Here is a 12,876-nt window from a genome sequence, read left to right on the forward strand (position 1 = left end):
ACGCCGCCTGTCAGCGTCCCGTCAGGCAACCCGCGCTACCGCGTGCCCGCATGACGACCCGCCGTGCCGCCTTCCTCTGCCTGCTCGCCGCCCTCGCCGGCGCTCCCGCCTGCGCCTCCGAGGATGCCGACCGCGCCCGCCGCGCCCTGGAGAGCGGCGAGATCCGCCCCCTCGACGCCGTGCTGGCGGCGGCCCGGGCGGCGGTGCCGGGCGACGTCGTGTCCGTCGATCTCAAGCACGACGAGGGGCACTGGCTGTACAAGCTGCGCATCCTCGGCGCCGATGGGAAGCGCCGGACCGTGAAGGTCGATGCCGGCACGCTCAGGATCCTGGACGAGGACGACGATGATTGAGGAGGCTGGGCCGTGCGCGTCCTGATCGTCGAGGACGAGCCGCGCATCGCCGCCGATATCCGGCAGGGGCTGGAGCGGGCCGGCTACGTCGCCGACGTGGTGGCGGACGGCGAGGCGGCGTGGTTCCGGGCCGAGACCGAGACGTACGACGCCATGGTGCTGGATCTCGGCCTGCCGCGGCTCGACGGGCTCGGCGTGCTGCGCCGCCTGCGCGCCGCCGACGTCGCCCTGCCGGTCCTGATCCTCACCGCCCGCGATGGCTGGCGCGAGCGCGTCGAGGGTATCGACGCCGGCGCCGACGACTACCTCGCCAAGCCGTTCCGCATGGAGGAGCTGGTGGCGCGGCTCCGGGCGATCCTGCGGCGCACCGCCGGCCACGCCGCGCCGGTGCTGCGCGTCGGCGCGGTGGAGCTCGACACCCGCACCCGCGCGGTCAGCGTCGACGGACGGCCCACGGAGCTGACCGCCCTGGAATACCGGCTGCTGGCCTTCCTGCTGCACCGGCAGGGGCAGGTCGTTCCGGCCGGCGAGCTGCTCGACCACCTCCACGGGGTCGGGACCGAGCGCGAGGCCAACGCCCTGGAGGCGCTCCTGACCCGCCTGCGCCGCAAGCTCGGGCCGGGGGTGATCGAGACCCGGCGCGGCCAGGGCTACCTGATTGCCGGACCGGGCGGATCGTGAGGCGCGACTCCCTGCGCCTGCGGCTCGGCCTCGCGGCGGCCGCGCTGATCGCGCTGGCGCTGGTTCTTGCTGGGATCGGCCTCACGGTGATCCTCGACCGGGTGCTCGATGCCCGCACCATCGAGGATCTGGACCGGACCGCCAAGCTCATCGCCGGGCGGGTCGGCCTCGGACCGGACGGGGCGCCGACGCTCTCGCGGGACCTGCCGGACCCGCGCTTCGCCACGCCCTATGGCGGCCTGTACTGGCAGGTCGAGGCGGGATCGCACCTGCTGCGCTCACGCTCGCTCTGGGACAAGAGCCTCGACCTCGGACACGCCCGCACGGGCGCGCAGGCCCCCGCCACCCTCGACACGACCGGGCCCGATGGCGGCCGGCTCATCGCGGTGGTGCGGCCGGTCCAGATCGGCGCGCAGGGCTCCGAGACCGCGCTGCGGGTCGCGGTGGCGGAGGACCGGCGCAGCCTTGCGGCGAGCCGGAGCACGTTCCTGCACCTGCTGATCCCGGCCCTGATCGCCCTGTTCCTCGTGCTGACGCTGGCGATGGGCCTGTTCGTGCACCGGGCGCTCGGCCCGTTCCGGGTGCTGCAGGCGGAGCTCCTGGCGGTCCATGCCGGGCGGCGGGCGCGGCTGCCGGAGCACTTCCCCGACGAGGTCCGGCCGCTGGTCGCCGACCTCAACCGGCTGCTCGACGCGCAGGAGCGCGCCCTGATCCGGGCCCGCGACGCCGCCGCCGACATGGCCCACGGCCTCAAGACCCCGCTCGCGGTGCTCGACGCCCTGGCGCGCCGGACCGGGCCGGCCGACCCGACGCTGGCGGCCGAGATCGCCGAGCAGGCGCGGGCCATGGGCGGGCAGGTGGAGCGGGCGCTGGCCCGGGCGCGGGTCGCGGCCGCGGGCGACCTGCGGCGGCGGTCCTGCCGGGTCGCCCCGGTGGCGGAGCGCCTCGTCGCGACCCTGCGGCGGCTGCCGGAGGGCGACTCCCTGGAATGGACCGTGGCGGTGCCCGAGACCCTCGCCTATCCGGGTGAGGAGGGCGAGCTGATGGAGGTGCTGGGCAACCTCCTCGACAATGCCCGCAAGTGGGCGCACCGGCGGGTCCGGATCACCGGGACGGCCGCCGGCCGCCCGGCCCTCGCCGTCGAGGATGACGGCCCCGGCATGAGCGCCTCGGCCATCGCGGGGATCGGGCGCGGCCAGCGTTGGGACGAGAGCCGGCCGGGCACCGGCTTCGGCATCGCCATCGCCCGCGACGTCGCCGAGGCCGCCGGCGCCCAGCTCGATTTCGGCCGCTCGGAGCTGGGCGGCCTGCGGGCGGACCTGCGCTGGCCGGGCGGGTAGGGCACCTGGAGCCGCTGGCGCGCGCGACCTGCCCCCCTCCCGCTCGGGAGAGGGGACCCCTCGCCCGGTCCCGGCTCGTCAGCCCGTCCGCAGCCCATTGGGCCGCGGACGGCGCCGAATGACCGTGGTCGCGCCGCTCACCGCCCCGGCTTCGTCCCCGCGGCGGTCCGGCTCAGCCGCATCAGCCGCGCGCTCAGGGCACGGGCGCAAGGCCCGGTGCCGCGGCCCTCGGTGGCGATCGTCAGGTCCGGCCGCTCCGGCGGCTCGTAGGGCGCCGAGATGCCGGTGAAGCCCGGGATGCGGCCGGCGCGGGCCAGACGGTAGAGGCCCTTCGGGTCCCGCGCCTCGCACAGGCCCAGCGGCGTGTCGACGAACACCTCCAGGAACGGGATGTCGCCGGCGATCCGGCGGGCCAGCGCCCGGTCGGCCCGGTAGGGCGAGATCAGCGAGACGATCACCACCGTCCCCGCCTCGGCCATCAGCCGCGCCACCTCGGCGGTCCGCCGGACGTTCTCGGCGCGGTCCTCCGGCGAGAAGGCGAGGTCGGCGTTCAGCCCGTGGCGCAGGTTGTCGCCGTCGAGGACCGCGCTGTGCCGGCCGCCCGCGACCAGGGTGCGGTCGGCCTCCGCCGCCAGGGTCGACTTGCCGGCCCCCGACAGGCCGGTCAGCCACGCGATCACCGGCACCTGGCCGAGGCGCGCCCAGCGCGCCTCCCGCGCCTGGAGGGGGTGCCAGGTCACGGGACCCGGAGGGAGGCGAGCTGGGATCGTCTGCGGGATCTTCTGCACGACGCACATATCCACCACCTGGGGCAGCGTTCGCGGAGGCGGCTGCCGGTTCTCGGACATCGACACGGGCGCGCGGCCCCTAGGGCACGCGCCAGACCGGGTAGCCGACGGCCTCGCCGAGGCGCTCCCGGCACTCCTCCAGGATGTGGGCCGTCCGCCGCCGCCACGCGGGCGGGGACCGGAAGGCGGCCTGCGCCGCCGCCGCGCGCACCAGCGCCTCGACCGCGGCCTCCGTCTCCGGCGCGACCGGCCCGGCGGCGAGCTCGTTCGGCGGCGCGGCGGGCGCGGCCGCGATCACCGCATCCCAGGACTGCCCCCAGCAGGCGGAGGCGAAGCGCGCGTTCCCGGCTGCGTAGCGCGCCGCGACGCGGGCCAGCCCCTCCGGCGCGTCGCCGCGGAACCGCTCCGCGTCGAGCCCCCGCGCCCAGGCCCAATCGTCGAGGATATGGCCGAGCAGCCGGCGATGCCCGGTCACCTGCCGGTGCACGCCGAGCCGGTACAGGCGGCGCGACGCCTCGACCGCGACCGGACCGGAACTCCGGTTCGTGCGGTAGGCGAAGTCGGCCGGGCCGAGGAGCGGCGCGAGGCGCTCGCCCAGGCCGAGCCCGTCGACGAGCCGCGCCAGCAGCGGCGCGTCGCACCGCCGGTCGCGGTACGGCAGGGCGGTGACGCGCCCCGCGGCGGCGCGGCGCCAGGGCTCGAGCCTTTCCGCGTAGTCGTAGCGCCGGGACGCGCCCTCGGAGCGCAGGAAGCCCCGGAACGTGCGGCCCTCGGCGACGACCTGCGTCCGCAGGGCGTAGGCCGAGGCCAGCTGCTCAGCCTGCGGCTTGACCACCAGCGCCGCCTCCAGGGCGAAGCCGCGGCGCGCAAAGAGATCTGCCAAGATCCCGGGAACGCGCCAGAACGGCCGCTGGACCGCGAAATCCTCGTAGGAGAGCAGGACCGTGTCGGCCGGCGTGGCGGCGAGGATCGCGTCGAGCCGCGCGAGGGCCTCGCGGCGCTCCGCGGCGCCGCGGCGGCGGTCCAGCGCCTGGCCGAGCCGGTAGTGATTGACGTCGTCGCTGCCGGGGGCGCCCGGCGGCGCGAGGTTCGGGTAGCAGATCCCGACCGCGGCGAGGCGGGGGCGCAGGCGGGCCAGCACCTCCTGAAACGCGGTGGAGCCGGTTCGCGGCATCCCGATGTGAACGATCGCGCGGCGCACGTGTCCTGTCGACCCTGCTGGAATTCGTGGTTGCGGCAAGTCTTCCGCGCAGCCGGACACAATCCACGACCCCTCGTGGACGCGCACGTCTCGGGAAAACGCCAGACGAATCCGTAATCACGGTCCGATCACGGGAACGCGATCAGAAATAGCCAAGCTCCGTTTCTGTTCTATTTCAGACTGCTGTCGGCAGCGCCGGGCCGGGGCGCTGCGGGCGCCCCCGGGAGAGAAGGCGCCGTGCGGCGCCTCTCAGGGCCCGGACAATGGCGCGACGCTGGAGCCGCTCCCGATCGGGTCGGGACGGAGGCGATCGCCGAGCCCGTACCGCACGAGGCGCCGGTCCCCTCTCCCGCACGGGAGAGGGGGCATGGTGTGACTGTCTCGACCGGGGTCGCCGTCCTTCCGAACCGTCGCGACACGACGGGGAGCGGCGCTAGGGCCCGGCCTCCGCGCGCCGGAGCAGGAACACGCCCTGCGCGCCGAACAGGTTCCAGACCCACCAGGGCATGGAGAACCGCATCGGCCGGCCGCGGGCGTCCAGCGCCGTGGCGTGCTCGATCCGGGCGCCGATCAGGCGGCACAGGCCGACGAAGTCGCGGATCGTGCAGTGGTGGATGTTGGGCGTCTCCCACCACGCGTCCGGCATGATCTCGGTGACCGGCATCCGCCCGCGGAACGCCAGCTCGGAGCGCACGCGCCAGTGCCCGAAATTCGGGAACGAGATGATCACCTGCCGGCCGATGCGCAGCAGGTGCTCCAGCACGACCCGGGGATTGCGGGTCGCCTGGATGGTCTGGGACAGGACCACCACGTCGAAGGCGCCGTCCGGGTAGTTGGCGAGGTCGGTGTCGGCGTCGCCCTGGATCACCGACAGGCCGCGGGCGAGGCAGGCGTTCACGCCCTCCCGGGACAGCTCGATCCCGCGCCCGTCGATGCCGCGGCGGTCGCGCAGCAGCGCCAGCAGAGAGCCGTCGCCGCAACCGATATCGAGGACCCGGGCGCCGGCCGGGACGAGGCCGAGCACGACGAGGTGGTCGACGCGGGCGCCGTTGCCCTCGGCCGTATGGGGGAGGGCCTCCGCGCTCTCCCAGGGCGCGGCGTGCTGCGTCTTGCCCAGGGGCAGCTTGCCGCTCGCCATCCGCGTCACAGCCCGCGCGCCCGGGCAGCGGCGTCGATGAAGCCGCGGGCCGCGGAGAACATCGCCGGCTCGTCGAGCAGGAAGGCGTCGTGGCCCTTGTCGCTCTCGACCTCCACGAAGGCCACCGGCGCAGCGGCGGCGTTGAGCGCGTGCACGATCGCCCGCGAATCGCGGGTCGGAAACAGCCAGTCCGAGGTGAACGAGATCACGCAGAAGCGGGTCTTGGTGCCCCGGAAGGCGTTGGCGAGCACGCCGCCGTGGTCCTCCGCGAGGTCGAAATAGTCCATCGCGCGGGTCAGGTAGAGGTAGGCGTTGGCGTCGAACCGCTCGACGAAGCTCAGGCCCTGGTGGCGCAGGTAGCTCTCGATCTGGAAATCGGCGTTGAACGAGAAGGTCGGCGCCGTGCCGCCCTGGAAGCGGCGGCCGAACTTCCGGTGCAGGGCCGGCTCGGACAGGTAGGTGATGTGCGCGCCCATCCGGGCGACGCCCAAGCCCTTGGCCGGCCGCGTGCCCGCCTCAAGGTAGCGCCCGTCGGCCCAGGCGGGATCGGCCATGATCGCCTGCCGGCCGACCTCGTGGAAGGCGATGTTCTGCGCGGAATGGCGGGCGCCGGTGGCGATCGGCATCGCGGCGAAGACGCGCTCGGGATAGAGCGCCGCCCATTGCAGCACCTGCATCCCGCCCATCGAGCCGCCGATGCACAGGAACAGGTCCTGGATGCCGAGATGCTCCAGCAGCATCGCCTGGGCCCGGACCATGTCGCGGATCGTCACCAGCGGGAAGTTCAGCCCGTAGGGCCGTCCCGTGGCCGGATCGATCGAGGCCGGGCCAGTGGAGCCCATGCAGGAGCCGATGACGTTCGAGCAGACGACGAAGTAGCGGTCGGTGTCGATCGGCTTGCCGGGGCCGACCAGGGTCTCCCACCAGCCGGGCTTGCCGGTGACCGGATGGGTGTGGGCGAAGTACTGGTCGCCGGTGAGCGCGTGGCAGATCAGCACCGCGTTCGAGCGCGCGGCGTTGAGGGTGCCGGCGGTCTGGTAGGCGATCTGGAAGGGCGCGAGTTCGACGCCCGCATCGGTGAGCAGCGGCCTCTCCGTGGAGAAGCAGGCCACCGGGCTCTTCGGGTCGAGCGCCTGCGAGCGCTCGGACGCGCGCCGTGCCGGCTCGTCGATCGGGTCCGGCCTCAGGGCCGTGTCCGTTTGGGTATCCATGGCGGGTCTTGACGACCGTGTATCCGTTCGGATCCGGACCGGGAGAGCACGGTGCCGCCTGACGCGCCGCACTCGCCCGACGCGGCCAGCGTTGCGGAGGTAATGCGCGGGGGGCCGAGCGTCAACGCGCGCCCCCGCTCCGTCCGGCGCGGGCCGGGTCTAGCGGCCCGGACGATCCCGCGCGTCGGGGTCTGTCTCCGTGCCCGGGGACCGGCCGGGCGAGGGGGCTGCCCCGAAGAGACGCCGCCTCCCGTACCGCCAAGCGGCCTCGATCGCGTCGATCAGGAAGAAGAAAACGATATCCGCTACGATGCTCATCTCGAGGCTCCGCCTTTCGAGATGGACCTCTACGATCGGAGCACGGCGCCCGAGGTGCCGCGGAACACGGGCCCCGGCGCTCCTCCACGGCCGATCGGGCGCGATCCGGTGTCCGGCAGGTCACTCACGCGATCGGCGCGGCCATCACGGCGAGCCCCAGGGCGGGCAGGCCGAGCGCGAGGGCGGCCCGGACATCCAGCCGGTCCGCGCGGACGCCCGCCCGCCAGTGCCGGCTCGCCGCGCTCTCGATCAGGATGCCGGTGAGCACGAGACCGCAGCCGATCAGCGCCTGCATCGAAACCATGGAAACCCCGCCCAGCCAGCCGCGCCTCCGGGCGCGTGCCCGGCTGCCGCTGGGAAAGTCCGTCCGGCGACGGCTGGTTCCTCAGAGCATCGCAGCCGCGCAGGCCGCGAAGACGAGGGCGGCGCCGGCGGCCGTGATGCAGCCATTGGCCCAAGGAGCCGCCTCGACCCGGCGCAGGCGGCAATCCGCGGCGACCGACACGAGGATCCCGATCAGGAACAGGCTGCAGGGGATCAGGTCACCGGGCATCGTCGATCCATCCAGGGGTTGCGGGGCGGGGCGCGCCCGACGCGCCCCTGTTCTGCCGGTTCAACAGGCCGAAACGTGGCGAGTGCCCCGCGGCATTTGCGCGTCGCCGATTTGCCGCGGCGCGCCCGAACCGGCCCGACCGGTCGCAACCTGCCCGTCAGGGCTTGGCCGAAGCAGGCCGCGTGTCGAAATCCTCCGGCCCCAGATCCAGGAGGTCGTTCGGGGTCTCGGTCCGGTCATAGGCCTGACTCGCCGCGGCCTCGATCACAGCCTGATTGCGGGCGAACAGTTCCAGGGGCGCGAGGTCAGCGCCGCCGCCGAAGTGCTGACGCAGCACGGAGACCGGAACTTCCACCGCGATCACCCGCTGGCCGTTGGTCATGCCGAAGCGGATCAGGCTCTCGTCGGCGGGGAGGAGATGGGCGCCGCCATCCAGGTAACGTTCGAGGGGCATGAGATCGGTCCTTCGCATCGGGCGCCTGCCGGCGTAGCACCGGCATACAGCCATGACTCCGTGCGGGCGTACAAGACGCCCCGGCGCCGTCCGATCCCTCTCGAATGGGATGCATCCTGAATCGTCTTCGCGGTCGGGGACGCCCGGGATCGGCAGGGACGCGTATTGCCGGGGGAATGCGCGGCGCGGCGGCCCTGCAACGCGGCGGCGGCTTCGGCCCGCCCGGACCCGGCCGCCACCTCCTGAGGAGAGCCCGGGTTCACCGGCAAAGGAAATGCTGTAGACGGACGCGGAACCGACCGAACCCCGCGCATCCCGAGTCGCACTGCAATGTCCGCCCCCCGACCCGCCCGTCCGGAACCGCGCCCCGGCGTCCTGGCGATCGACACCTACGTACCCGGCAAGAGCAGTCGGCCCGGCGGCGGCACGGTCTACAAGCTGTCCTCCAACGAGACGCCCCTCGGCCCCAGCCCCGCGGCGCTGGCCGCGCTCCACGCGGCGACCGCCAAGCTCGAGACCTACCCGGACGGGCGCGCCACGGTGCTGCGCACCGCCATCGCCAGGCGCTACGGGCTCGATCCCGAGCGGATCGTCTGCGGCGCGGGCTCGGACGAGCTGCTCTCGCTGCTCGCCTACGCGTATGCCGGGCCGGGCACCGAGGGGATCTACTCGGAGCACGGATTCCTGGTCTACCGGATCGCCATCCTGGCCTCGGGGGGCGAGCCGGTGGTCGCGCCCGAGCGCGACCTCACCGTCGACGTCGACGCGATCCTGGCCCGGGTCACGGACCGGACCCGGATCGTCTACGTCACCAATCCCAACAACCCGACCGGCACCTACCTGCCCTTCGACGAGATCCGCCGCCTCCACGCCGGCCTGCCGGCGCACGTCCTGCTGGTGATCGACGGCGCCTATGCCGAGTACGTCCGGGCGAACGACTACTCGGCCGGGCTCGAGCTGGCGCTCGAGGCCGAGAACGTCGTGATGACCCGCACCTTCTCGAAGATCCACGGCCTCGCCGCCGTGCGGATCGGCTGGATGGTCGCGCCGTCGCACGTGGCGGACGCGGTCAACCGCATCCGGGGCCCGTTCAACGTCTCGGGGCCGGCGATCGCCGCGGGCTCGGCCGCTATCGCCGACGAGGCGCATATGGCGGCCGCCGCCGCCCACAACGCCGAGTGGCTGCCGAAGCTCACCGAAGGCGCCCGCGCGCTCGGCCTGGAGGTCACGCCGAGCGTCGCGAACTTCCTGCTGATCCACTTCCCCGACGCGCCGGGCCGCTCGGCGGCCGACGCGGACGCGTTCCTGACGGAGCGCGGCCTGATCACCCGCCGCGTCACCGCCTACGGTCTGCCCAACGCCCTGCGGGTGACGGTGGCGGGCGCCGAGGCCAACACGGCGTTCCTGGCGGCGCTCGGCGACTTCGTGCGGGGCACCCATGCCTGAGACGCCCAGGGCCGGGACGCCCGCCATCGACCGTCTCGCCATCGTCGGCCTCGGGCTGATCGGCTCCTCGATCGCCCGGGCGGCGCGGCGCTACGGCCTCGCCCGCACCATCGTGGCCGTCGACCGGGACGAGGCCGTGCGCGACCGGGTGCGCGAGCTCGGCATTGCCGACGTGGTCACGGGCGACCCGGCGGAGGGCGCGGCCGGCACCGACCTCGTCATCCTGTGCGTACCGGTCGGCGCCATCGGCGCGGCGGCGGCCGAGATGGCCCCGCATCTGAAACCCGGCGCGATCGTGTCGGATGTCGGCTCGGTGAAGGGCGCCGTCGTGGCGGCGATCCGGCCGCACCTGCCCGAGGGCGTCGCCCTGGTCCCCGGCCACCCGATCGCCGGGACCGAGTTCTCGGGGCCGGATGCCGGCTTCGCGACCCTGTTCCAGGGCCGCTGGTGCATCCTGACCCCGCCCGAGGGCACCGATCCGGCGGCGGTGGCCTGCGTGCGCACCCTGTGGGAGGGGATGGGCGCCAATGTCGAGGCGATGAGCGCCGAGCACCACGACCACGTGCTGGCCATCACCAGCCACCTGCCGCACCTGATCGCCTACAATATCGTCGGCACCGCCGCCGACCTCGAATCGGCGACGCAATCCGAGGTGATCAAGTTCTCGGCGAGCGGATTCCGCGATTTCACCCGCATCGCGGCGTCCGACCCGACCATGTGGCGGGACATCTTCCTCAACAACCGCGACGCTGTGCTGGAGATGCTCGGCCGGTTCAACGAGGATCTCTCGGCGCTCGCCAAGGCGGTGCGCTGGGGCGACGGCGACGCGCTCCACGCGATGTTCACCCGCACCCGCGCGATCCGGCGCAGCATCGTGGCGCAGGGCCAGGAGACCGCGGCCCCGGATTTCGGCCGCCCGCGGCCGCCGGAGGAATAGGGGAAGGCGGCGGACCGACCCGCACGCGGACTGGATCCCTCCGCCGTCTTTGCGAGCGCAGCGAAGCAATCCCGGGGACCTCTACGCCGGGCGATGTCGCGCTGCCCTGGGTCACGTCGCTACGCTCGTGATGACGGAGCAGGTGAGACAGCAGCGGCTTGCAACCTCACGCCGGCGGGCTTTTGACCAGGACCGGCTGCGGCGCCGTGCGCTCCGGGAACAGCTGCTTCAGCGCTTCGAGCTTCGGCGCGTCGTTGGCGGCGATGTACGGGTGGTCCGGGTGCAGCGCCATGAAGTCCTGGTGGTAGCCCTCCGCCGGGAAGAACGCGGCGCCGGACTCGATCCGGGTGGCGACCGGCCGCGCGTAGGCCTTGGCCGCGTCGAGCTGGGCGATGTAGGCCCGCGCGACCCGGGCCTGCTCGGCATCCTGCGGGAACAGGGCCGAGCGGTATTGCCGCCCGGCATCGGGTCCCTGGCGGTCCACCTGGGTCGGGTCGAGCGCCACCGAGAAGAAGATCCGCAACAGCTCGTCGTAGCGGATCGCGGCCGGATCGTAGGTGACCGCCACGGCCTCGGCATGACCGGTCCCGCCGCCGCTCACGCTCCGGTAATCGGCCTGCGCGCGCGTGCCGCCGGCATAGCCCGACACCGCGTTGCTCACCCCGCGCACGTGCTGGAACACGCCCTGCACGCCCCAGAAGCAGCCGCCGGCGAAGACGGCCACGTGCGACCCTGGCTGTTCGGCGGCAGGGGTGACGGCCTCCGGCAGGCGCCGGGGCGCCTCCTCGGCGAAAGCCGGCAGGCGCGGCAGCAGGAGTGCCGCGGCGAGGCCCAGCCCGAGAGCGGCTCCGAGAACCGGGCGGATCGTGTCGCGAAGAGCCATGGCCAACCTCCTGCCGGATGCTGACAGCGTGTTCGCCGTGGCGCCCGATCCGGTTACGCGGGCGCGAGGCCGCATTGCGGTGCCGCCCGCATGGGTCTAGGCACCCGGCAAACCATCGACTCGCGCGCCAGGACTCATCCCGTGACCATCGCCCCCGAGCCTAACTCCTTCCGCACCGGCCCCGACGAGCGCGGCCGCTTCGGCATCTTCGGCGGCCGCTTCGTCGCCGAGACGCTGATGCCGCTGATCCTCGAGCTGGAGGCGGCCTACGAGGCGGCCAAGACGGACCCGACCTTCCAGGCCGATATGGAGAGCTACGGCACCCACTATATCGGCCGGCCGAGCCCGCTGTACTACGCCGAGCGCATCACCGAGCACCTGCGCGCCAAGGCGCCAGCGGGGCAGGGCGCCAAGGTCTATTTCAAGCGCGAGGAGCTGAACCATACCGGCTCCCACAAGGTGAACAACGTGCTGGGCCAGATCCTGCTGGCCCGCCGCATGGGCAAGCCGCGGATCATCGCCGAGACCGGCGCCGGCCAGCACGGCGTCGCGACCGCGACCCTCTGCGCGCGCTTCGGCCTCAAATGCGTCGTCTACATGGGCGCGGTCGACGTCGCCCGGCAGGCGCCCAACGTCTTCCGCATGAAGATGCTCGGCGCCGAGGTGGTCCCGGTGGAATCCGGCACCAAGACCCTCAAGGACGCCATGAACGAGGCCCTGCGCGACTGGGTCACCAACGTCGCCGACACGTTCTACTGCATCGGCACGGTGGCGGGTCCGCACCCGTACCCGGCGATGGTCCGCGACTTCCAGTCGGTGATCGGCCGCGAGACCCGCGAGCAGATGATCGCCCAGGAGGGCCGGATCCCGGATTCGCTCGTCGCCTGCATCGGCGGCGGCTCCAACGCCATGGGGCTGTTCCACCCGTTCCTCGACGACCGCGAGGTCGAGATCTTCGGCGTCGAGGCCGCGGGCCACGGGGTGCAGTCGGGCCTGCACGCGGCCTCGCTCACCGGCGGCAAGCCGGGCGTGCTCCACGGCAACCGCACCTACCTGCTGATGGACGGGGACGGCCAGATCGCCGACGCCCACTCGATCTCGGCGGGCCTCGACTATCCGGGCATCGGCCCCGAGCACGCGTGGCTGCACGAGATGGGCCGGGTCACCTACCTGTCGGCGACCGATTCCGAGACGCTGGAGGCGTTCAAGCTCTGCTCGATGCTGGAGGGGATCATCCCCGCCCTGGAGCCGGCCCATGCGCTCTCCAAGGTGCTGGAACTCGCGCCCCAGCGCCCGGCCGAGCACCTGATGGTGATGAACATGTCGGGCCGGGGCGACAAGGACATCCCGCAGGTGGCCGAGATCTTCGGCACGAAGCTCTGAGCCCTCCGCTCCGGGGCGGCACCGTCGTCCCGGGTCGCCGCGGGTGAGCCCGGACCCGGAGCCGCTCTCGGAGCGGGATCCTGGCGCCGCGCCGGTTCCGGATCCCGCCGCGCGGCCCCGGGATGACGGCGGGGTCCGGCCCGTCCGGGCCCGGGCCGGAGATCGCCCGCGTCCGGACGGGGCGCGAGCC

At 73.5% G+C, this 12,876-nt stretch carries 14 protein-coding genes; 6 read left to right on the forward strand and 8 right to left on the reverse strand.

What is annotated here, in order from left to right; translation table 11 throughout:
- Nucleotides 1-50: 50 nt before the first annotated feature.
- From BLT59_RS02065 to BLT59_RS02075, 3 genes are read left to right on the forward strand one after another with little or no spacing between them, the layout of a single operon-like run.
- On the forward strand, nucleotides 51-353 hold the full coding sequence (locus tag BLT59_RS02065; RefSeq protein WP_091775894.1) for a PepSY domain-containing protein: 303 nt from the start codon (nucleotides 51-53) through the stop codon (nucleotides 351-353).
- A 12-nt stretch (nucleotides 354-365) separates the two neighbouring features.
- Nucleotides 366-1,034, forward strand: a complete 669-nt coding sequence (locus BLT59_RS02070) for a response regulator transcription factor (RefSeq protein ID WP_091775897.1) — start codon at nucleotides 366-368, stop codon at nucleotides 1,032-1,034.
- Nucleotides 1,031-2,374: an ATP-binding protein gene (locus BLT59_RS02075; protein WP_091775900.1), complete on the forward strand. Its 1,344-nt coding sequence runs from the start codon at nucleotides 1,031-1,033 to the stop codon at nucleotides 2,372-2,374. Before BLT59_RS02070 ends, BLT59_RS02075 begins: the two co-directional genes overlap by 4 nt.
- 137 nt (nucleotides 2,375-2,511) lie before the next feature.
- Here the strand turns inward: BLT59_RS02075 and cysC are convergent, their stop codons facing one another.
- The 7 genes from cysC to BLT59_RS02105 form a co-directional block, all read right to left on the reverse strand.
- Complete coding sequence (cysC, locus tag BLT59_RS02080) at nucleotides 2,512-3,171, reverse strand: adenylyl-sulfate kinase (protein ID WP_091775903.1); 660 nt, start codon at nucleotides 3,169-3,171, stop codon at nucleotides 2,512-2,514.
- Between the two features lie 70 nt (nucleotides 3,172-3,241).
- Nucleotides 3,242-4,363 carry a hypothetical protein gene (locus tag BLT59_RS02085; protein ID WP_175543906.1) on the reverse strand — a complete coding sequence of 374 codons (1,122 nt, stop codon included), beginning with the start codon at nucleotides 4,361-4,363 and terminating at the stop codon, nucleotides 3,242-3,244.
- A 433-nt stretch (nucleotides 4,364-4,796) separates the two neighbouring features.
- Nucleotides 4,797-5,501, reverse strand: coding sequence for a methionine biosynthesis protein MetW (gene metW / locus BLT59_RS02090; protein WP_091775906.1), 705 nt, complete (start codon nucleotides 5,499-5,501; stop codon nucleotides 4,797-4,799).
- 5 nt (nucleotides 5,502-5,506) lie between these two features.
- A complete protein-coding gene (locus BLT59_RS02095) occupies nucleotides 5,507-6,712 on the reverse strand; it encodes a homoserine O-acetyltransferase MetX (RefSeq protein WP_091775909.1) in 1,206 nt (401 codons plus the stop codon).
- A gap of 442 nt (nucleotides 6,713-7,154) precedes the next feature.
- On the reverse strand, nucleotides 7,155-7,334 hold the full coding sequence (locus tag BLT59_RS02100; RefSeq protein ID WP_012318859.1) for a hypothetical protein: 180 nt from the start codon (nucleotides 7,332-7,334) through the stop codon (nucleotides 7,155-7,157).
- An 81-nt stretch (nucleotides 7,335-7,415) separates the two neighbouring features.
- Nucleotides 7,416-7,583, reverse strand: a complete 168-nt coding sequence (locus BLT59_RS31080; RefSeq protein ID WP_175543907.1) for a hypothetical protein — start codon at nucleotides 7,581-7,583, stop codon at nucleotides 7,416-7,418.
- Nucleotides 7,584-7,740: 157 nt separating this feature from the next.
- A complete protein-coding gene (locus BLT59_RS02105) occupies nucleotides 7,741-8,037 on the reverse strand; it encodes a DUF1488 family protein (RefSeq protein WP_091775913.1) in 297 nt (98 codons plus the stop codon).
- A gap of 330 nt (nucleotides 8,038-8,367) precedes the next feature.
- Here BLT59_RS02105 and BLT59_RS02110 point away from each other — a divergent pair, with 330 nt between their 5' ends.
- Together BLT59_RS02110 and BLT59_RS02115 are read left to right on the forward strand one after the other, a co-directional pair.
- The gene (locus BLT59_RS02110; protein WP_091775915.1) at nucleotides 8,368-9,483 is read left to right on the forward strand and encodes a pyridoxal phosphate-dependent aminotransferase; all 1,116 of its coding nucleotides are present in this window, start codon (nucleotides 8,368-8,370) and stop codon (nucleotides 9,481-9,483) included.
- Nucleotides 9,476-10,420, forward strand: a complete 945-nt coding sequence (locus tag BLT59_RS02115) for a prephenate/arogenate dehydrogenase family protein (protein ID WP_091775918.1) — start codon at nucleotides 9,476-9,478, stop codon at nucleotides 10,418-10,420. The genes BLT59_RS02110 and BLT59_RS02115 overlap by 8 nt, the downstream gene beginning before the upstream one ends.
- Before the next feature lie 166 nt (nucleotides 10,421-10,586).
- Here BLT59_RS02115 and msrA read toward each other — a convergent pair whose 3' ends face one another.
- Entirely contained in the window at nucleotides 10,587-11,303 is a 717-nt protein-coding gene (gene msrA / locus BLT59_RS02120; RefSeq protein WP_091775922.1) for a peptide-methionine (S)-S-oxide reductase MsrA, read from the reverse strand.
- Between the two features lie 141 nt (nucleotides 11,304-11,444).
- Here msrA and trpB point away from each other — a divergent pair, with 141 nt between their 5' ends.
- A complete protein-coding gene (gene trpB / locus BLT59_RS02125; RefSeq protein WP_091775925.1) occupies nucleotides 11,445-12,686 on the forward strand; it encodes a tryptophan synthase subunit beta in 1,242 nt (413 codons plus the stop codon).
- The last annotated feature ends 190 nt before the right edge of the window (nucleotides 12,687-12,876 follow it).

It is taken from the genome of Methylobacterium sp. UNC378MF (assembly GCF_900103195.1).
Lineage (GTDB): Bacteria > Pseudomonadota > Alphaproteobacteria > Rhizobiales > Beijerinckiaceae > Methylobacterium.